The organism is Streptomyces akebiae (genome assembly GCF_019599145.1).
In the GTDB taxonomy this organism is placed as follows: domain Bacteria; phylum Actinomycetota; class Actinomycetes; order Streptomycetales; family Streptomycetaceae; genus Streptomyces; species Streptomyces akebiae.
On the sequence record NZ_CP080647.1, the window covers coordinates 1832053 to 1850936 of the forward strand.

Here is an 18884-nt window from a genome sequence, read left to right on the forward strand (position 1 = left end):
CCTCTCATCTCTCACGGGATCTCACATGGCCGGTCCCAACCTAACGGCTCTTGTCCCTCTCGCTACGGCAGGCCCTGCACTGCCGGAACCCTCGGGGGTCCAGGTACGTATTTTCCGGCGTGTACTCGTGACCGTGTCGACAATGGGTCCTGCGGGCGCGTGCCCTCTCCCAGTCCCGGCGCCGAAGAGCTTCCTCTCTCGTCACGGCTTCCAGGTGATGCGGGTTGCAGCATCGAGTGTGGTTGGGCCCCCGTGGCTCGGCGTGACTCACCTGAAAGCCTTCCGGGATCTCCCCAACCAGCAACTTGAACACCACACGGTGAACGAGTTGCGTCTTCCCCTGGTAGGCGACGGTGCCGTAGCCGGACGGGCTCTCTCGATTACAGCTACCGGTCCACAACCAGCAGCCGGACTCCGAATCCACCTCGATCTTGCTGGCTATGCGGCTTGGCAAGTCGCTCGGCTGGTAGACCGCCGGGCTCACGCTTGCCCCTCCGTCGCAACCCCGTGCAGGCCATCCCAAGTGGTGGCGGCTTCGCGAAGATCTTCTACGTCCGGCTTCACGTACCACTTCTTGGTGGTCTTCACGTTTGTGTGTCCGGCCCATCGCGCAAGGATGTGATCCGGCACGCCGTTGTTGGCCAGGTATGTGAGGCACGACGAACGAGCGTCGTAGAGACGGACTCGGCGGAGACCAAGAATCTCCATGAGCCGGTACGCGCGTCGGCGGAGCTGCTTGATCGTGAAGGCTTCTCCGGTCTCGTGCACCAAGACATAGCCGGAGTCTCCGTAAGCCTCACCCAGAGCCAGCTTCTCCTTGGCCTGGAGGGCCTTGAACAACTTGAGGGCAGCCAGCACCGGAGCGGGCACCGGAAGTTCCCGCTCACCGGCCAGGGACTTGGTGTCCTTCTCCACCACGTATCGGTTGCCCATCATCGTGCGCGTGTTGGCGATGATGATCGTGGCGTTGTCCAGGTCGACGTCTTCCCACCGGAGTCCGCAGACTTCAGCCGGACGTAGTCCCATGAGGGACAGCAAAAGCGGGGCGTAGAGCCGTTCTCTCTTGACGCCATGAACGAATGCCTGAACCTCCTGCACGTTCCAGGGCTTCACCTCCTCCTTCTTCTTCCGTTCTTCCTTGCGCGCCCTTCGCGGAATGGTCACGTGCTGGGCCACGTTCATGGTCACCAGCCGACGCGTCACGGCTCGGTTTAGAGCGTCCTTCAGCCGAGCAAGGCTCATGTCCACGCTGGTCACTCCGAGCGGAGTGCCGGCCTTTTCACCGCGTACGCGCCCGTGCTTCAGAGCCCAATGCATCCACTCTTCTATGTCCTCTTCAGTGAGTTCCTGAAGACGGATATTGCCCAACCTCCCCCGCACCCGGTCCAAGGTGATCTGGTAATTGTAGATGGTGGTCTCTTCCAGGTCGTCAGCCTTCATGGCTAGCCATCGATCGAGCCACTCATTCACGGTGACCTTATTCGGCGGTACGAACGTCCCTTCCTGGCGACGGTTGGTGATGCGCGCATACTCGGCCTTCGCTTCTTTCAGCGTGCCGAACGTACGAGTTAGCTGCTTGCGCTTCCCGGTCTCGGGGTCGATCCCTACATCGACCACGAACCGGTACCGAATCTGCCCCTTTGCGTTCGGCGGAAGCTTCTTTATTGGCTCGGCCAGGAAACTCACTCTCCTTGAGGGTGTGGAAACAGCACAGGAGCGGAGGCGCCGCTGCGCTTCAGCGAAGGGACCGTGGGCCATCAGGGCTGCAGCAGACGGCGCCCCTCTCTGCCTCCTCGGTGGGTTTGGGGCGCGCCGTCTACTGCGTCCGCTACGGCTCCACCGCCAAGCACAGCCGAATGCGGACCGCTCAATGGTCGCGAGGATCGCCGGTTTGGCTAACCGGCGATCGTGGTCTATGTTGCGCTCGCGCTCCGCCAAGGGGCTTGTCCCCGACTGCCAGTCTCGACGCCGATCGATGCGCCCCCGAATTTGCATTCGATGTGAGGCGGTATAGCGCACAAATAGCAAGGAGACAGAGACGATCGGCCAGACAGATCGGAGGGCGTGCGTCGACAGAAGGGGTATCGGATCAACCGGGGGTCGCTTACCGACCTCGCACTTCCGGGGTGCTGTAAGTTGACATATCCCCGGAGAGGGTTCCAGTCTTTCGAGGGTCTTTCACGTCTGCCTGGGCGAAATACCGAGTCGGCCTGATGACACAGGAAAAATTCGCCTTGGCGGCCGGTCTCGTCCAGGCCGCCCCTCTCCGCCAGGCAGCCTCAGACGCGCCATCACCCCCGGGAAGGCAGAGGCTCGCCAGCCTGCCTGGAGGTCAGGACGAAAGCCAACGGACGGCGCGGCACCCCGGCCAGGTCATGATCCTGCGCGGTCCACGCGTTCAGGGCGCCGAGCGCCAAGGGGACACGAACGGTGAAACTGGCGGATCGGAGAGCGGCATTCGACAGGTCGTGCTCCTTGAGTCGGGGCCTCTCCGAGGAGGCCGAGCAGCATGAGGTACCGGCTGCCGTCATGACCGACCTGTCTGCAGGTCGGCCCGGAAGCCCTAATCCCGTCACTGACCTGGTGTTTTCCGGGACGTTGTACGTTGACATGGTCCCGGCGGAGGTTCCAGTCCTTTGGGGCTCTTTCTCGTCTGCCGTGGGCGAATGCCGGGTCGCGGGAGGCCAACTGGAAACGTCAGAGACGTCGCCGCCCGCGCGAACCAGCGTTTCGGCAGCGGCCCTCTTCTGGCCCGTCGCGGCGAGGCAGCGGGGCGTGGACAACCCCCCAACTGCGCACGTTCCCGCGAAGTTGCGGACTCGTATCACTGTCCGGCGACGGCCGGCGGGCTTCGAGGACCTGTAGTCGGCTGGGTAGGGTCGTAGTACATCGACCAGGAGAGGCAGTTGCATGGCGAGCGAGATCGTGATCGCGCAGACGACCATCGACGACGAGGACCAGGCGAAGGCGTTGGCGCGGGGTGCGGTTGAGAACCGGCTGGCCGCCGGCGCCCACATCGACCAGCCGCTCACCGCGGTCTACCGGTGGAAGGGGGCCATCGAGACGGTCCAGGAATGGCGGATCTCATACAAGACGACCACGGACCGGCTTCCGGAGCTTGCAGCGTGGGTGGCAAAGGAACACAGCTACGAGGTTCCGGAGTGGATCACCGTCCCGGTTACCGGCGGGTCCGAGGCATACCTGTCGTGGGTGGTCGAAGAATCGTCCGCGCAGTAGATCCACAGAAGTGAGCGTCCGGTCGCGCTTGCGGACAGACCCTCACCTACAGCAAGAGCGTGAGGGCTCACGCAGCGAACTGTTCCAGGTGACGCGCGAGTTCCTGCTCACTGTCGGGGAGCCGGGCAGCCACACTTTTGGCGCGAGCCCTACCCATGGTGTTCGGCCGGGCCTCTGCCGCCGCTGCGAACTGGCGTGATACGTACACACCTTGATCGATATCTCCTCCGCGCAATAGTGCGGAGGCCAGGTCACCCAGGACTACAACGCCTGAGTCTGGTAGGGCCCCGCCGAGACGACTTACCGCGTTGTCTGCGGTCTCGGTCAACTCGTGCCGTCCTAGCTGCCCATATACCGACAACGAGAGGGAGTCGAGTCGGTATGGGGTCATGAAACGCACCCATGCCTGTTCCTCGGTGTGGTCGGCGAAGTCGTACACAGTGCGGGCACGGTCCAGAGCTCGCAGAGCGCCCGTGTCGTCTCCGGCATTCGCGGCTTCCTCCGCATAGCGGCCGTGCACCCAGGCAGCAGCGGTGGCATTACCCTGCCCCCGCACGTCCTGGGCAGCATGGGCCAAGAGTTCTACCGCCTTCTCAGGTGTAGCCGCTCCGTAGCTTGCATAGGTCAGGGCCAGTGCCCGAAGCGGCGGGTGCCCGGCGGCCTCTGCACAGTCCCGCGTGACCTCGTAGTAGGCGCGCGCCCTCTGGTAGTCGCCCAAGTCCCAAGCGACCCATCCGGCCAAGGCAGCTGTTTCTCCGGCAGCAATAGCCAGAGCCCGCTCGTGCTCGCCGGCGCGCGGTAGCACGGCAGTGATTGCGTCAAGGTGCGTCTCAACCATGCTCTGTAGCCGGTGGGCCGTGAGGTGATGCTCGGTCACATGAAGAGCACAGGCTCGATCAATGAGAGTGGCAACTGCGGTCGAATCGATCTTGGTTCCCCTGCCGAGGGCATGCGCAAGGCGGCCCCATGGCTCTGCAGCGGCGGCTGCGCCGAGGACAGCACCCCCGATCAGCGTGCGGCGTTTCACGTCGTCCAGGTCCTCCCCTTCACGGCGGTACCCCTTCCTTCGCCGGCCGCGGGCGGCCGCCGCCTCCCGCCGCAGTTGTTCAGGGGGAACGCCGCAGGCCACCGCAATATGCGCAATCGTGTGGTTGGTGGGGATGTTCTCACCGTGTTCGTAGCGGTTGATCTCGCGGCGGGTCATGGTGTCTCGGCCGGAGACAGCGTTGATCGCGGATGCCTGCTGCTCCTGCGTGCGTCCTGACTCCTGCCGGAGCCGGAGAAGCAGTTCGGCGAACGGATCTGCTGGCATGAGTGTGACCCCTGTTGGTGGACTGAACCCAATCATGGTTCCAATCCCCCTGCAGTTTCCCCCTTGACAGGATTTTCCCCCTCTGGATTCCCCTGGCAGGCCACCTGGACACGCGGTGCGATGGGTCCATGACCACGTTCCGCAAGGCGCCCGCCCATGAGGGCTGCCGACCGCATCGCGACCACCGTGCCCCGGCCGCCTCACGTTCAGATGAGGCGGTCGTCCTGGGCTTGCCGGTGATGGTCTGGAAGAGGACCGCTTTAGGCAGCCATCTCGTGCCGCATCCGGTCCAGGGCGTGGCTTGCGGCCTCTTTGATGTCCGGCAGCCGGTTCCCCGCCGCGCGCACAATGCGTTGCAGTTGGTGGGGAAGCCGCTGGCGGACTGCCTCATCAACCGCGGTGTGCAGGGACTGGGCGCCGCCGCCGCAGTCGTCAGCGGCCAGCCGTACCTGGGCCACCGTGATGAGCTCGATCACGCGCCACTGCGGTGCGACGGTGGTCGTCGGAACTGGGCTGTCCTGGTCGACCAGTTGTATGGCGAGATCGATCCGGCCGGTGGAGATCAGCCCGCGCAACCGAATCTCATGCAGGGCATAGGGGTTGAACAGCGACGTGTGTTCGGTCTGGTCGAGGAGTTGGTCGGTCTCCCGCATTACCTCGTCGAACAAGGGCTGGTTGCGGAGTGTGCCGGCGGCGCGGGCGAGGAGGGGAAGTGCGGCGGCTCTTGCCTTCTGGTTCGGCGCGAGGGCAACCGCGTGCAGCAGTCGGTCGACGGCGGCTCCGTGGAGACGAGCCTTGCGCAGTTCGTTGCCGTGCATGCGCAGCACGTAGGAGGTGAAGCTCGGGTCGCCGAAGTATCGAGCGATGTCGATGCTCTTCGCGGTCCAGCGGGCAGCGGTGCTCAGCCGCTCCTCCGGCAGGACGTTGCCGAGTGCGACGCCGAGGCCGACCCGGGCTCGGGCCAGGAGGTGGAGGACGTCCCGTTCCGTGTGTCCGTCCTCCACCCGTGCTTCCAGCCGGGCGATCAGCGGCCACAACTCGGCGACGGCTTCGGACGCGTGCCCGGACTGCCGAGCGATTTCAGCGAGGCGGACGGTGGACTCACCGAACTGCAGCATGGCGCGGTGGTCAGTGTCGGCAGGGTCGGTGATGCCGAGGACGTGCGGGGGAAGCCGCAGGGAGTCAGCGACATGCCGACGGGAGCCGAGGTCATCAAGGCTCCGTTTGCCGAGTTCGAGATGAGAGATGTACGTCTTGTCGTAGCCCAGAAGCTGGCCGAGTTCGGTCTGGTTCATGCCGTGCACGGTGCGGTGAAACCGCAGGATGGCGCCGAGATCGCGCGTGGCGAGGATCGCCTCGGCCTGTGGCGTGGCCCAGTGCCACAGGACGTGCTGAGCCCGGCGTGTCACCTCCCCGCTGGCCACGGCCGGCTACATCCGCTCGTACCAGGCGGCGATGGACTGCTTGTACCCATCCGGCATGGTCAGGCCGGGCACCTCGTCCGCAGCGAACAGGCCGATCTCCTTGTGCTCGTTACTCACTACGGGCTCGATATCCGGGGTGAGCACGGTGCAGCCGTAGGTGACGATCACTACGCGCCGTTCCGGCAGAGTCTCCGGCAAGGGCTGGTAGATCCACACGTCCAGGAGAGGGCCCGTCTTCACTGTCCAGCCGGTCTCCTCCCCGATCTCCCTCTCCACCGTCAACTCCGGTGTGGGGTCGCCTGCTTCGAGTCGGCCCCCGGGCAGCTCCCATTCCTCGCGTTCGTTCTTCAGCAGCAGGACACGCCGACGGCTGTCCACTGCCACACCCTTGACGGAGACGGGCCAGGTAGGGGGCGTGTACGCCATCGCTCTCCTCGGAATTCGCGGATGGCCAGGGGTGCTCGGAACGTACCACGCAAGCCCCAACCGAACTCCTTCGTGGGCGAATTGCCCGAGTCGACAATCTGTCGCTTTACCCCAGGCCCAGCGGCTCCCAACAGTGGGAGCACCACATCGCAGCGAAGGAGATCCGTGATGCGCCGAGCCCACCAGCCATACGCCGACGCTTTCGCGCACCACCACATCAACCTCACGGCGCCGGGGGCAGAGGCGACGATCGCGGCACAGCTGCGGGACGTGGGCCTGGTCACTCTCGATGGCCTCACCTCACGCAACGCTGTGCTCGCCTTCGCCAACCGGATCATGAACCTCGTACCGCACCGCGACAGCGACTCGGACGGCCTGACCACCATCCGCGACACAGGCCGCCACACGCACCGGGTGGGCTTCGCCGGATTCGGCAACGGGGATCTCGATACCCACACCGAGCGTTCCGGCACACCCAATCCTCCCCGCCTGATGCTTCTCGTGTGCGGGCAGGCCGCAGTGACGGGTGGGGAGTCCCTGCTCACCGACGGACAGGCTGTCCACACCAGCCTTTTCATCGGTGGGCGCGAGGCCGGGCCGGCGCTGGCACAGCCTCGCACAGCGTTCTTCGGAGCCGGAGACGGTCACACCACGCAGGTCTTCACCTTCCACCGCGACCAGCGGGTGTCCGTACGCCTACGGCTTGACGGGCTCGCACGCTGGAGTCCGACCGTTCTGCCCTACATCCCACAGCTGCGGGCCGCAGCCATACACCATCAGATGCCCCTGGCCTTGGCGCCCGGTCAGGGCTATTTGCTGGACAACGAACGCTGGCTGCACGGGCGCCGCGCCTTCACTGGAGATCGGCTCTGCTGGCGTGCCCTTGGCCATCCCCGCTTTCCCATGCTGCGAGGGTTCACCCCTGCCCCGGAGGCGGTTCCTCCGCCCATGCTCTCGGAGGTGGGATGACGACGGAACGAACCATGACGGTCCCCGCCGGAGCGTTGACGGCCGCCACGGCCGGTTCACGCTCGGATCAATCGGGCATGCGTGGCTTCGAGGTGGACTTCCTCCCGGCTGACTTCCGTGTCGGACAGATGCGGCGGATCACGTCGGCCCACCTGCGCCTCTGGGACCTCACGGCACTGTGCGACACGGCCACCCTTGCCGTCTCGGAATTGGTGACCAATGCCCTGCGACATGGCCAAGGGAATCCGGTCGGACTCAGGGTGACGAGCTCCGACGACGAACTGCGCATCGAGGTCACTGACGGAAATCCGACTCCGGCCCGGCTGCGTGAGGCGGGCGAATCCGCCGAGAACGGCCGCGGATTGCTGCTCATCGCCGCGCTCGCGAAGGAGTGGGGGGTCAGTACCGACGGCAGTATGACGTGGTGCTCCCTCGCGATTCCCGAAGGGAGGTCGTGATGGTCACAGTGACGGCCGACGTCGCCACACAGTTGCTGAGTCGGCGGACTTCCGACGATCACGAGACGTTGGGCACGCTCCTCTATTCCCTGCGCCGCTCCCTCGCCAGCGAGGCGATCGATGAGCAGCTGTACGACGGCCTGGAGGCCGTACTCGGCGAGTACCCGCACCTCGCCCCGCATGAGGTCACGACCATCGCGGAACGGTTCCGCAAGGCGACCACCAAGTTCGTGGAGGTCGTTCCGTACCTCGTGCGGCCGTACCCGATCGACGAGATGCGGCGCCTGATCTACCTGAGCGCCGAGCACCCCCACTCCGATAACGCACCGGGCCACCTCCGACGGCTCGCCCTGGCCATCCTCGCGATTCTCGACCTGATGGGAGATACCGCCTCATGACGCGCGCTACGCCGAGGGAAGCAACCGCATGACCAACACGCCCGTCACAGCCAGTCGCCTCGTGCCGTACATCACCGCCCGCCACGGCGAACAAGCCGACTCACTCTCGAACCTGAGCCTGCGGCCCGGCAGCAAGGGCCTGTTCTACCTGGACGAAGGGCCGCGCGACCGAGACGAGCGAGGCGTGCTCTGGGCACGCTGTTCCCAGTCCCGCTATGGCAACGAGATCACCGGAAGACCACGGTGGCGGGAAGTGCACCCTTCGCGGCAGCGGGAGTGCATGGAGGAATTGCGATGCCAGGTGTGCGTACAGCAGTCCAGCCGCACCGCGCTGGGATACCTGTTCCTGGCCGCGCAACAGACCGACGTGCCGGCGGACGGCTGGGAGGGCCACCTCACGGCTCAGCCGCCCCTGTGTCTGGAACACGCGAAGGCCGCAGTCGAGCAGTGCGGACACCTCGTGCGGGCCGGGGCCGTCACGCTCCGGGTCAGGGTCCCACGACTGTACGGAGTAATCGGGACGCTCTACCGCACCGGACCCGACGGCGAACCTGAGCCCGTCGAGTTCGACGGCGAGTCGGCAACCACCCCTCTGCCGTACAAGCAGCGACAGCTGACCCCATGGTTCCTGGCCTCGCAACTCGTGCGCGAGCTCCGAGGCGTCACCGTCGTCGACTTGGATGACCTCGTTCCCGCCGCCTAGGCAGCCGCTCGGCTGTCCGACCGTTCTCGTCCCGGCCCCGGGAGATCGGTCGCATCGACCACTGGCCCCTGTCATCCCTGGCGGCACGTGGCCCGGCGAAGGAGCGCACCTCCTACTCCAAGGGGCGGCTTCCTGCGCGATGTGATCGCCGTCCGGCCCGAGTTGGTGCCGAAGTGCTGATCACTTGCTGAGCCGCCTACGCCCGAACCGTCATTCCTGGCACGCCGCCCCTGCGTACGTGCCCTGGTCCGCCCGCGACCAGGGCCGCCGTTCGCAGCCCGCGACGCCGAGTCCCAAGGGAAAGGTCCCATGGTTTTCATCTCCGTACCGCTCCCGTCCGGCACGTTCACCATCGGCAAGACCTTCGACTTCGAGGCCGGCCACCGGCTGCCCAGCCTCCCGTCCGAGCACAAGTGCTCGCGACAGCACGGCCACAGCTACCAGGTCGAGGTCATCCTCACCGCACTCCACTTGGAGGAGCCAGGCTTCGTCACCGACTTCGGTGACCTCGCCCCGTTCAAGAAATTCCTTGACGCCGAACTCGACCACCGCAACCTCGACGAGCTCCTCCCCTTCGAGCCGACCTCGGAGCGCCTGGCCCAGTTCCTGGCCGGGTGGTTCATCCAGAACGTCGAGCCGGCCGTACTCGGGCGGCTGATCGCCGTCCGAGTGCGCGAGACCGAACGCAGTTGGGCACGCTTCGACGTGGAACAGCGATGACGGCCGCAGAGGCCCCCGTGATGGCACTCGCGGGGATCGACGAGGAGTTCGAGCTGATCGTCGCCGAATGCTTCGGCGTCGAACAGCCGACCTTCCAGGGCGAGGGCCCCAGCTGCGGAGTGCCGGCACTGTTCGTCCGCCTCTCGCGCTGCAATCTGACGTGCGACTGGTGTGACACCAAGTACACATGGGACTGGACTCAGTTCGACCCCCGTAAGGAGTCGAAGCGACGAACTGTCGCGAGCCTGCTCGCGTGGGCGCTCGGGTCGGCCGTGGAGCTGGTTGTCATCACCGGCGGCGAGCCCCTGCTCCAGCAGAAGAAGCTGATCCCGCTCGTTCGGGGACTGCTGGCTGCCGGTAAGCGGGTGGAGTTCGAGACGAACGGCACCATCGCTCCCAATCGGGAGCTACTGGTCGACGACATCCGCTTCAACGTCTCGCCCAAACTCTCCAACTCCGGTGTAGCTGAGGCCAAACGCATCGTCCCCGCGGCGCTGGAAACATTCGCGGCGAGCGGCCGGGCGGCGTTCAAGTTCGTCACCTGCACGGTGGCCGAGCTGGACGAGATCCGCGCCTTGGTGGACCGGTACGGCCTGGACCCGGTGTGGGTGGTGCCCGAGGGCACTACGCCGGAGGGCCTGATCGAGACCACCCGAACACTCGCGGACGCCGTCGCGATCCACCGCTGGCACTTCACCCAGCGTCTGCACGTCCTCGCGTTCGCCGAAGCCCGCGGACGCTGACCGATGACTTCCTTGCTCGCCCCCCATGTTCCCCAGTCCCTGGAAGCGAGGCGAAGTCCATGACCCACGCCCTCTGCAGCCCGGCCGCCGGCGAGAGCCCTGCCCTGCCCGAGCAGCCCAGCCCGGCCCAACCGACGCCGGTCGACACCGAACGCGTCGCAGATCTGGTCCGTCAGCTCCTGTCCGCGCTCGGCGAGGACCCCGACCGGGAGGGACTGGCAGGCACTCCGGCCCGCGTCGCGGCTTGGTACCGCGACTTTCTGTCTCCGGCCTCGGTCGTCGCGCCGACGTGCTTCACCGAGAAGCCCCTCAGCGGGCAGCTGATTGTGGTCGGCGGCATGAGCGTCTGGGCGCTCTGCGAGCACCACATGCTGCCGATGAACCTGGAGGTCGCCGTCGGGTACGTCCCGCTCGGCAAGGTCGTGGGCCTGTCGAAGTTCGGGCGGATCGCGCAGCGATACGCCGGTCGTCTCCAAGTGCAGGAGCGGTTCACCCGGGAGGTCGCCGAGGAGATCTCCCGGGTGATCGACAGTCAGGACGTGGCCGTCGCCGTGCGCGGCACTCACCTGTGCATGAGCATGCGCGGCGTACGCATGGAGCCCGCCCGAACCTCCACGCTCCAGGCCGGCGGCCGATTCGAGAGCGATCCGATCCTCTCCCAGCAGTTCCTCACCCTCGTCACCAACCAGTGGAAGACCGCGTGATGGCCAAGAGCATCGACGTCTCCGTGATCGCCCCGCCTGCCTACCTGGACGCCTTCGTCGCCCAGGAACCTGCCCGCATCCACCACGTGGCCGCGCAACGCGTTCTGACCGACCCGGCCTACAGGACGTTCTTCCAACACGAGGCGCAGCGCGGCGCGGAGGTCATCGTCGACAACGGCGTCTTCGAGCTCGGCCATGCCCTGCCAGCCCTCGATCTGATCGAGGCGGCCCGCGCAGTCGGGGCCCGGGAGATCATCCTTCCGGACGTCATGCAGGACGGACGCGCCACCATCAAGGCCAGCGACAAGGCCGCCCGTGAGATCCGCGACCTGAGCGACGACTTCCGCCTGTGCGCCGTGGTGCACGCCGCGGACGACGAGGAGTGGCTGCGCTGCTACGACCACTTCGCCTCCATCGATTACGTCGGCGCGATAGCCCTGCCCGCTTCTCGACGCCCCGCGCCCGAGGAGCAGCTGTGCCGTACCCGCTGGACGGCCACCCGTTACTTGGAGGAGAACGGCATGGTCGAGGAGCGGATCGTCTATCGACTTCTCGGACTGGGCCGGACCGGGCACCTGGAGCTGCTGGAGCAGCGCGAGCACGAGTGGATCGCCTCCGTCGACGGCGCCGCCCCGGTCATCCTCGGCGCCATGGGCATAGCAATGCTGCCCGGCGGCCCGTACGAGAAGCCCAGCACGCCCCGCATCGAGAACTTGGGCCCCATCCCCGAGGACCGGTTCGGCCTGATCCAGCGCAACATCACGGTCGTACGCGAGGCGGCAGGCAGCAGCGTGCGGATCCCGGAGGCCCGCGCGTGAGCCTGCGACCCGACCTCGTCCTCGCCCAGGGCACCGACACGGCACTGCGTGCGGCTCCGATCGCGGTGGACGGGCACACCATGGGCCCGGACAGTCTGCTGCGCTACCTGCAGATCAAGGTCCACCACCTCATCCAGGAACGGAGCTGGCACAGCATCCGCGTCGTCGGCGGCTACGACCGCCAGGCCGCGATCTCCCAGCACGAGAAGACCGGCAAACCGTTCAACTTCGAGCGCCCCACCGCCGAGGTCCACGGCCATGACCTGATGATCAAGGCGTTCCCCGGCAACGACTACGTGCATCACTACGCCCTGATCATCGCCACCTATCTGGCCATGACCGGCCGTCCGGCCGACACCGTCACCTACCAGCTGCCGGAGACCGCGCTATGCCGCGCGGCCGTGGAACCGATCGATCTCGACCTCGCCAGCGACCTCGTGATCGTCGGCTGGGGCCTGCAGTACCTCGCGCCAGCTGGCGGCGTGTGGAGGCGCGGCCCAGGCTACGCATGGCAGCGTGCCGTCGTACACGGCCGCCGGGTGGTGTACCTCGGCTTCCGGCACAGTATCTGGGGTGACGTCGCCGGCCGCGTCGTCACGCGCCTGGCCGAACTCGGCGCCCGAGATGTCGTCTACGTCGGCAAGGTCGGGGCGTTGTCCCCCGAGATCGAGCCCAACGCCTGGCTCGCCACTGGCAACGAGAGCCTCGTCGGCGGGGATCCCGTGGAGTGGGATGACTTCTTCGGGGACTTCGCCGCCGCCCAAACCGGTGTGCACACCGGCGTCCACGTCACCTCGCCGTCGATCCTCCTGGAAGACCGGGACTGGTTGTCCGAACACGCCGAGCACGCCTTCGTCGATCCGGAGATCGGTCCCATGGGGGCGGCTGCGCGCCAAGCGGGCATCAGATTCGGCTACCTCCACGTCATTTCCAACAACCTCGCCCGCCACTACCCCGCTGACCTGTCCAATGAGCGGCACAGTGACGTCATCCGACGACGGGCCCTCCTGGTCGACCACATCCGCGACATCATCGCGAACCGCCTGGCGATCCGCCCGACCTGAACATCCCCGGAGGAACACGACCATGACGGTCGCAGCCCACACAGACACCCCCGCGCGGGGGCTGGAGATCACAGTCACGGGCATCGACGGGGCCGGCAAGTCCACCCTTGCCAGCCACCTGCACCAGGCCCTCAAGGACGCTGGCCACCCGGCCATTCTGATCGGCAAGCACTGCACTACCGTCCCCATGGACGAGGAACTGTCCGCCTACGTCGACCGCCTCAACGCGCTCGTCTACCGGCGAGATGCCCGCGTCGCCCAGGCATGCGGCGACCACTACTGGCTGCTGGCGCTGGCCACCTGGTACACGCTCCAGGACAAGCTCGTGATCCAGCCCGCGCTCACCGCCGGCACGCACGTGATCCTCGACAACGCGCACCACAAGATCCTCGCCCGTTACGCGGCCAATCCGGATGTGCCCACCCGTCTCGCTGAACAGGTCTTCGCTCACCTCACCGAACCCGACCTGGTGATCTTCCTGCGTATCGGAGCCCGTGAAGCCCTGCGCCGAAAAGGCTCGTTCACCTCCTTGGAGACCGGCCACTCCGGCAGCGGTGACGAGGACTTCATTCGGTACCAGGACAGCGTCCTGGCGCAACTGCGCGAGCAGGAGCAGCGCGGCGGATGGCTGTCCATGGACGTGACCGACATGGACCGCGACGCGGTCTACAAGGCCGCCGTCGAAGCGCTGGCCGGCCGTCTCCAGCTCAGCATCTGACCGCCCCAACTACGTCGAGGAACGCACCATGCCGGTGACCCCACCCCGCGACGGCGAGTACGTGTGCCACGGCGTCACCTGGGCGACCGGAGACCCCCGGCTGCTGCTAGCGCCGCTGTCCGGCGGGCCGCTGGCCTACGCCGAGATCATGAACCGGCGGCTCGGATACCAGGCCGGTACGGGCCGGTGGTGCACCGGCCGGTACGAGTTCGCCGACACCGTCCGCGTCGAAGCCGTCGCCTGCCCCAACCGCGCGCCCGCCGAACAGAGCGGCCAGTGCGCCCACTGCGCCAGCCGGGACGACTTCCGCTTCGCCCACCAAGTGCACCAGGGCGGCCACGCTCCCGCGGCCCTCGTGCAGTACATGGCCCAGTCCCACTGGCTGTACGCGGCCACGTTCGCGGACGGAACCACCAAGGTCGGCACCGCGGCGGAGCCGCGCAAGCGTTCCCGCCTCGACGAACAGGGCGCCCTGTTCGCCACCTATCTGGCCAAGGCCGACGACGGGCGCGCTGTGCGCCATCTCGAAGACGCCTTGACCAGGCGTCTTGATCTGCCCCAGACTGTGCGGGCTGCAGCCAAGCTCCAATCGCTCGCCACCCTGCCGGACCTGTCCACGGCCCGCGCGGCGCATGAGAAGGACATCGCTCGCGCCGTCGAGGCCCTGGCCGACATGAACATCCCCTCGGTACTGGAGCCGTGGGCGCCGCCCGCTCAAGGCGACCGGCTGCGTGCCCCCGGTGCCGCGCGGGTGCTGTACCCGCACGACCTGCGCGAGGGTGAGCACGGATTCACGCCCGTCTCGTGCGTCGGTTCCCAGGTCCTCGCGACCCTGGACAACGACGACGTGGGCTACCTGCTCGACCTCGGCACCCTGAAGGGCCGCCGCATCATGCTCGGCTCGTTCAGCTCCCCAGGTACGGCCGTCCAATCAGCGTTGTTCTGACCCCCGGCCGACTCCGGCCCGGTCGGCCGGGCCGGGGTCTTCTGCGAAGCGAGGCATCCGACCGTGGCACCCCATGACGCCGTCCTCGGCTGGGACGAGGACTCCACCGCCGAGGCGTACGCCGCCTTCACCCGCAACTACCCCATGTACAGCGCCACCAGCCGCGACCTCGCCGAGCGCGCCCGCCTCGCGGACAGCCGCCTGGTGGTCGATCTGTGCGGCGGTGCGGGAGCGACCGCCGAGGCGATCCTCGCCCTCGCCCCGGCCCAAGCGAGAGTCGTCTCCTTGGACAGCGCCGCCGCCATGCAGCGCGTCGGCCGCCGCACCGTGAGCGACACGCGTCTGACCTGGGTCGCGGCGCCGGCCGAAGAACTGACCGACCATGTCCATGCCGGTGGCGTCGACGCCGTGGTGTGCAATTCCGCGATCTGGAAGACCCACGTGCCGGACGTGTTCGCCGCTGTTCGCCAAGTCCTGCGGCCGGGCGGCCTTTTCGTGTTCAACGTGGGCGGGGGGTTCGCCGGAGTCCGCCACGAGGACGAGAAGGCCGCCCGCACCAGGCCGTCGCTGAACAGCTTGATCCAACAGATCGCCGCCCGGGACTACGGCTACACCCCACCCCTGTCCGACAAAGCTCCGCCCAAGCTGCCGCTGGAAGCGGTCGCCGAGCACCTGTCCGCCGCCGAGCTGTCCGTACGGGACACCGAGATCGTCGCCCAGCACGGCACCGTGGCGGAGAAGGCGGCGTGGCTGTCGATACCCGTCTTCGCCCGGCCCGACGGCGACTTCACCCACGCCCAGCGGATGGACATCCTGTCCAAGGCGTACGCCCTGACCTCACCCGGCGCGCCGACTGTGACGAGCTGGCTCGTGGTGGTAGCCGAGCGGCCCTGGGGCGAGCGTTGACCGCGTTTTCTCCACCCACCAGCGACGACAGCGGCGCGGCGTGCTGCGACCACACCAGCGTCGGAGTACTCATCTCCTCACCGGGCGGACTGCTCGTCTTCGAGCGTGCGACGCCCCCGGCCGGCATCGCCCCGGTGGCCGGCCATGTCGACCAGCACGGCGGCCCCGGCCAGGCAGCCCGCGCGGAGGTCGCTGAGGAAGTCGGCCTGGCCGTCACGCATCTTCATCTGCTGCTGGAGCGGTGGCGGCCCAACCGGTGCCGCCGCCCGACCTGTCAGACCGTGGGCCACCGCTGGTGGATCTACCAGGCCCAGGTATCCGGGCCGATTCGACCGTCCGACCGAGAGGTGCGCGACCCCCGATGGATACACCCCGACCAGCTCCAGCAGCACGCGCACCGCACCGCGGCCTACGCCGAAGGCCGAATAAGCGAATCGGAGTTCACGGCGAAGCCCGGTCTTGCGCCGGTGTGGGTCCGCTTCCTGCACGACCTGCAGCTCGTAACGCTGGCCCCCGAAGCCCTGGACCTGATCGACCGGGTCATCTGACGGTAAGCCTGGAGCGAGGCTCAGTACGCCCCGACCGACTGCCCGGCCGCCAGTCGGCGGACGTGCGCGCCGATGCGGTCGCGGTCCTCGGGGAAGGCGCTCTCCCACTCCTCCTCCAGGGCGACCCACCTCGGCGGCTGCCCGCTCTCCCCACCGAGTGGCACGTCGCGGCCGATGACCGCGGCGTACGACAAGCCCAGCGTCGCCGACCAGTCGGCCCGGTAGGAACGCACAGCGACAGCCGCTGGCGCGGGCAGCAGCTCACCGCGCAGGCCGGTCTCCTCCCACAGCTCGCGGACAGCGGCCTCCCGCGGTGTCTCGCCCAACTCGACTTTGCCGCCAGGCGGTACCCATCCACGCACCCTGTGCTTCACGAGCAGGACGTGGCTGAAGGTCGGGTCGGTAACCCAGACCTCGGCCGCGAGCGGTTCCATCGGCCCTTGCCGGGCGTTCTCCAACCATGCCCGTGCGCCGTCGAACTCCAGCGCGGCAAGGCGGGCATCGGCGAGCGCCGCTTCCAAGGTCACCTGGTCGATCATCTGACTCACCCTATGCCGAAGGCGCCCCGGGCAGGGCGCGTTGCCTCCCGATCACGCCCCCCAACCAGGTCAGTTCTGAGCTGTAGACGGCGCGTCGCGGACAGCGGCGTGGGGGCGGTCAGCAGCAAGGGCACCATCGCGGCGTCCGCTTCCAGAAAGGGGTACCAGCCATGAGCAGCGACATGGCGCGAGCCGCCTGGATCGTCCTGGGCGGAATCCACCTGCTCAACCAGACCGCAAGCCGCCGCCCTGACAACCCGATCGTGCTGGTTCGAGTGACGCCGCAAGAGGTCAGTCTCCCCAGCACCACCGTCGTCGTACGGTGGGACACGCTCGGTACGTGCCCCACCACCGCCTTAACCGCAGCCGGCGACCGGCTCGCGGATACCCGGATCGAGGGCGGCGACCTGTTCCCCGACGCCACCGCCGGTACCGCGCTGCGCGAGATGGTCGGGACGGCCGCGGCACCTGGACTCGTACCGCTGTGCTACCTGGCCGAGCACCCCGGCGGCGGCTACCACGTGTACGCGCAGATCCGGTTCTACGCCGACGACGCCTGCTTCCTCCGCACCACCCGCGAACCCGTCGGCAACGGCCCGGTGGAGGCGCTGCGCTGGCTGGACCCGGTGCTGACCGCGCACGCCGAGTCGGCGCTGCGGCTCAACAACCACTTGCGTTACTTCCACACCCACTTCGCCGGGACTGAGCTGGAGTACAAGTACAACCTCCAGCCCGCCCCCGACATCTGGCCCGTCTCCATGGAGCTGCTCAAATCCCTTCGCCACGGCGAGCTGGCCGACTGCCGCCCGGAATACCGGGACGAATTCCAGATCCACTACTTCGACAACCACATGTTCGACGTCGTCGGTCCCGACGAGGAGCGCGGCTACGCCTCTTTCATCCCCACGGTCAACAGAACCCATGTGCTCAAGCGCAAGTGGTTCGAGGAGGACACCTTCGCCCGCCGCGAGCAGATCTCCACCGACATCGAGATCTCCCCGGACAGCTTCGGCGAGTACCTGCGCTCCGAGCTGGGCCTCCAGGTGCAGGCGCTGCCGCCATTCCGGCGTGTCCGCTACGACATCCAGTGCGAATCGATGCGTACCGGCCACGTCTTCGGCATCTTCTTCGACCGCTGCTCGCTCCTGGCCGCACCGGACGTCGTGCTCTCGCAGTGCGAGATGGAGTACCGGCGCTCGCGCAGCCTCCTCGACCACGATGAGGAAGCGGTGCTGCGGGAGATGGAGCGCATCGATCACTGGCTCCTCTCGTACCTCGCGGCACGTGGCCTGACGAAGGGAAGCACCTTCTACTCCAAGCTCAGCTTCCTGCGCGATGCCGTCGCCGCCCGACCCGAGTTGATGCCGACGCACTGATCATCTGCTGAGCCACTTGGGCAGCAGCGAGGACTGGATCGCCCCGAAACCTCATCTGCCCGCGGCGTACTGACCATCGTCATGTCCGGGATCACCAACTGCCGCACCGCGGATCACATCGACATGTGCGCCCGATGGGCTGGGGCGGCAGTCCACGTGAAGGGCCCGCAGCATCATGACGACGGCCGACATGACGCAAGTGATCGGCTACCTCGCGATGTCGACGAAGGCCACGGAGGACGAGATTCCGAGGCTCTTCGAGATGCTCCGCGACGCTGCCATCACCAACAACTGAGCGTCACGTCACCTGCGACGCCGCGCCAGCGCCAGCCTCAAGTGCCCGGCGGCACCGAGGGCTGTGTGGGGATCGGCCTACGCCGCGTGCCGCCGCCTGTACGGCAACAGGGCAGGAGGCCAGATCACGCGGCACGTTCAGTCGACGCAGGGCGGGTAAGTGCGGCCAGTCCCATGGCCCGTTCGATCTTGATCTCGATGACCACGCGCTCGGGGTCCGGGGCCGGAGTCCGTCCGTACCGGTCGGCGTAGCGCGCCACGGCATCGTCGACCGCTGCGGCGTCGGTGAGCACCTCGGCCAGTCCTTCCAGGGTGGCCCAGCGTCCTCCGTCGACCTGGCAAACGGCCACGCGGGCTTCGCCGGGACGGAACGCCTGAATATTGGCGACCTTCTTGCTTGATTTGCGTGTGATAACCCGGGCGACTCCGGCGTCGGCGTCAACGGTGACTCCGACGGGCACCACATGCGGACTTCCGTCGGTCCGCAGAGTGGTCAGTGTGCACAGATGGTATTCATTCCAGAACTCAGAGTGTTCAAGCGTCTGGCTGAATTTGTCACTAGGCATGCCCGGGATCGTAAC

The 18884-nt window shown here is 67.1% G+C and carries 22 protein-coding genes; 15 read left to right on the top strand and 7 right to left on the bottom strand.

Translation table 11 applies throughout. The annotated features are described in order from the left end of the window. Positions 1–40 precede the first annotated feature (40 nt). Entirely contained in the window at positions 41–571 is a 531-nt protein-coding gene (locus K1J60_RS47100) for an HNH endonuclease (RefSeq protein ID WP_398683150.1), read from the bottom strand. After that, positions 481–1686 carry a site-specific integrase gene (locus K1J60_RS08010; protein ID WP_259407610.1) on the bottom strand — a complete coding sequence of 402 codons (1206 nt, stop codon included), beginning with the start codon at positions 1684–1686 and terminating at the stop codon, positions 481–483. The genes K1J60_RS47100 and K1J60_RS08010 overlap by 91 nt, the downstream gene beginning before the upstream one ends. Positions 1687–2910: 1224 nt before the next feature. Here K1J60_RS08010 and cutA point away from each other — a divergent pair. Next, positions 2911–3237 carry a divalent-cation tolerance protein CutA gene (gene cutA / locus K1J60_RS08015; RefSeq protein WP_220645575.1) on the top strand — a complete coding sequence of 109 codons (327 nt, stop codon included), beginning with the start codon at positions 2911–2913 and terminating at the stop codon, positions 3235–3237. A gap of 67 nt (positions 3238–3304) precedes the next feature. On the opposite strand, the gene K1J60_RS08020 is transcribed toward cutA, so the two are convergent. The 3 genes from K1J60_RS08020 to K1J60_RS08030 all read right to left on the bottom strand — a co-directional run bounded on the left by K1J60_RS08020 (position 3305) and on the right by K1J60_RS08030 (position 6399). Continuing rightward, the gene (locus tag K1J60_RS08020) at positions 3305–4549 is read right to left on the bottom strand and encodes a helix-turn-helix domain-containing protein (protein WP_220645576.1); all 1245 of its coding nucleotides are present in this window, start codon (positions 4547–4549) and stop codon (positions 3305–3307) included. 260 nt (positions 4550–4809) lie between these two features. Beyond that, positions 4810–5958, bottom strand: coding sequence for a helix-turn-helix domain-containing protein (locus K1J60_RS08025; RefSeq protein WP_220645577.1), 1149 nt, complete (start codon positions 5956–5958; stop codon positions 4810–4812). A 21-nt stretch (positions 5959–5979) separates the two neighbouring features. After that, the gene (locus K1J60_RS08030) at positions 5980–6399 is read right to left on the bottom strand and encodes an NUDIX hydrolase (protein ID WP_220645578.1); all 420 of its coding nucleotides are present in this window, start codon (positions 6397–6399) and stop codon (positions 5980–5982) included. A 168-nt stretch (positions 6400–6567) separates the two neighbouring features. Here K1J60_RS08030 and K1J60_RS08035 point away from each other — a divergent pair, with 168 nt between their 5' ends. From K1J60_RS08035 to K1J60_RS08095, 13 genes are all read left to right on the top strand, one after another. Next, positions 6568–7368: a TauD/TfdA family dioxygenase gene (locus K1J60_RS08035; protein WP_220645579.1), complete on the top strand. Its 801-nt coding sequence runs from the start codon at positions 6568–6570 to the stop codon at positions 7366–7368. A 14-nt stretch (positions 7369–7382) separates the two neighbouring features. Further along, complete coding sequence (locus K1J60_RS08040) at positions 7383–7826, top strand: ATP-binding protein (protein WP_259407611.1); 444 nt, start codon at positions 7383–7385, stop codon at positions 7824–7826. Beyond that, positions 7826–8224, top strand: coding sequence for a DUF6415 family natural product biosynthesis protein (locus K1J60_RS08045; protein ID WP_259407612.1), 399 nt, complete (start codon positions 7826–7828; stop codon positions 8222–8224). Before K1J60_RS08040 ends, K1J60_RS08045 begins: the two co-directional genes overlap by 1 nt. A 28-nt stretch (positions 8225–8252) precedes the next feature. Further along, entirely contained in the window at positions 8253–8927 is a 675-nt protein-coding gene (locus tag K1J60_RS08050; protein WP_259407613.1) for a hypothetical protein, read from the top strand. A gap of 309 nt (positions 8928–9236) precedes the next feature. Then, the gene (locus tag K1J60_RS08055) at positions 9237–9647 is read left to right on the top strand and encodes a 6-pyruvoyl trahydropterin synthase family protein (RefSeq protein WP_220645581.1); all 411 of its coding nucleotides are present in this window, start codon (positions 9237–9239) and stop codon (positions 9645–9647) included. Continuing rightward, entirely contained in the window at positions 9644–10390 is a 747-nt protein-coding gene (locus K1J60_RS08060; protein WP_259407614.1) for a 7-carboxy-7-deazaguanine synthase QueE, read from the top strand. The genes K1J60_RS08055 and K1J60_RS08060 overlap by 4 nt, the downstream gene beginning before the upstream one ends. A gap of 59 nt (positions 10391–10449) precedes the next feature. Then, positions 10450–11094, top strand: coding sequence for a GTP cyclohydrolase I (gene folE, locus K1J60_RS08065; protein ID WP_220645582.1), 645 nt, complete (start codon positions 10450–10452; stop codon positions 11092–11094). After that, positions 11094–11912: a hypothetical protein gene (locus tag K1J60_RS08070; protein ID WP_220645583.1), complete on the top strand. Its 819-nt coding sequence runs from the start codon at positions 11094–11096 to the stop codon at positions 11910–11912. The genes folE and K1J60_RS08070 overlap by 1 nt, the downstream gene beginning before the upstream one ends. Further along, positions 11909–12976, top strand: a complete 1068-nt coding sequence (locus K1J60_RS08075; protein WP_259407615.1) for a nucleoside phosphorylase-I family protein — start codon at positions 11909–11911, stop codon at positions 12974–12976. The genes K1J60_RS08070 and K1J60_RS08075 overlap by 4 nt, the downstream gene beginning before the upstream one ends. A 22-nt stretch (positions 12977–12998) precedes the next feature. Next, positions 12999–13694: a dTMP kinase gene (locus tag K1J60_RS08080; protein ID WP_220645584.1), complete on the top strand. Its 696-nt coding sequence runs from the start codon at positions 12999–13001 to the stop codon at positions 13692–13694. Positions 13695–13722: 28 nt separating this feature from the next. Beyond that, complete coding sequence (locus tag K1J60_RS08085) at positions 13723–14640, top strand: DUF2797 domain-containing protein (protein WP_220645585.1); 918 nt, start codon at positions 13723–13725, stop codon at positions 14638–14640. Between the two features lie 63 nt (positions 14641–14703). Next, on the top strand, positions 14704–15546 hold the full coding sequence (locus K1J60_RS08090) for a class I SAM-dependent methyltransferase (RefSeq protein ID WP_220645586.1): 843 nt from the start codon (positions 14704–14706) through the stop codon (positions 15544–15546). Then, a complete protein-coding gene (locus tag K1J60_RS08095) occupies positions 15543–16094 on the top strand; it encodes an NUDIX hydrolase (RefSeq protein WP_220645587.1) in 552 nt (183 codons plus the stop codon). Before K1J60_RS08090 ends, K1J60_RS08095 begins: the two co-directional genes overlap by 4 nt. A 20-nt stretch (positions 16095–16114) precedes the next feature. On the opposite strand, the gene K1J60_RS08100 is transcribed toward K1J60_RS08095, so the two are convergent. After that, positions 16115–16633: an NUDIX hydrolase gene (locus tag K1J60_RS08100; protein WP_317619701.1), complete on the bottom strand. Its 519-nt coding sequence runs from the start codon at positions 16631–16633 to the stop codon at positions 16115–16117. A 170-nt stretch (positions 16634–16803) separates the two neighbouring features. On the opposite strand from K1J60_RS08100, the gene K1J60_RS08105 reads away from it, so the two are divergent. Further along, positions 16804–18009 carry a hypothetical protein gene (locus tag K1J60_RS08105; protein WP_220645588.1) on the top strand — a complete coding sequence of 402 codons (1206 nt, stop codon included), beginning with the start codon at positions 16804–16806 and terminating at the stop codon, positions 18007–18009. Positions 18010–18428: 419 nt separating this feature from the next. On the opposite strand, the gene K1J60_RS08110 is transcribed toward K1J60_RS08105, so the two are convergent. Then, positions 18429–18869 (bottom strand): pyridoxamine 5'-phosphate oxidase family protein, encoded by a 441-nt coding sequence (locus tag K1J60_RS08110; RefSeq protein WP_220645589.1) that lies wholly within the window; start codon positions 18867–18869, stop codon positions 18429–18431. Positions 18870–18884: the final 15 nt, after the last annotated feature.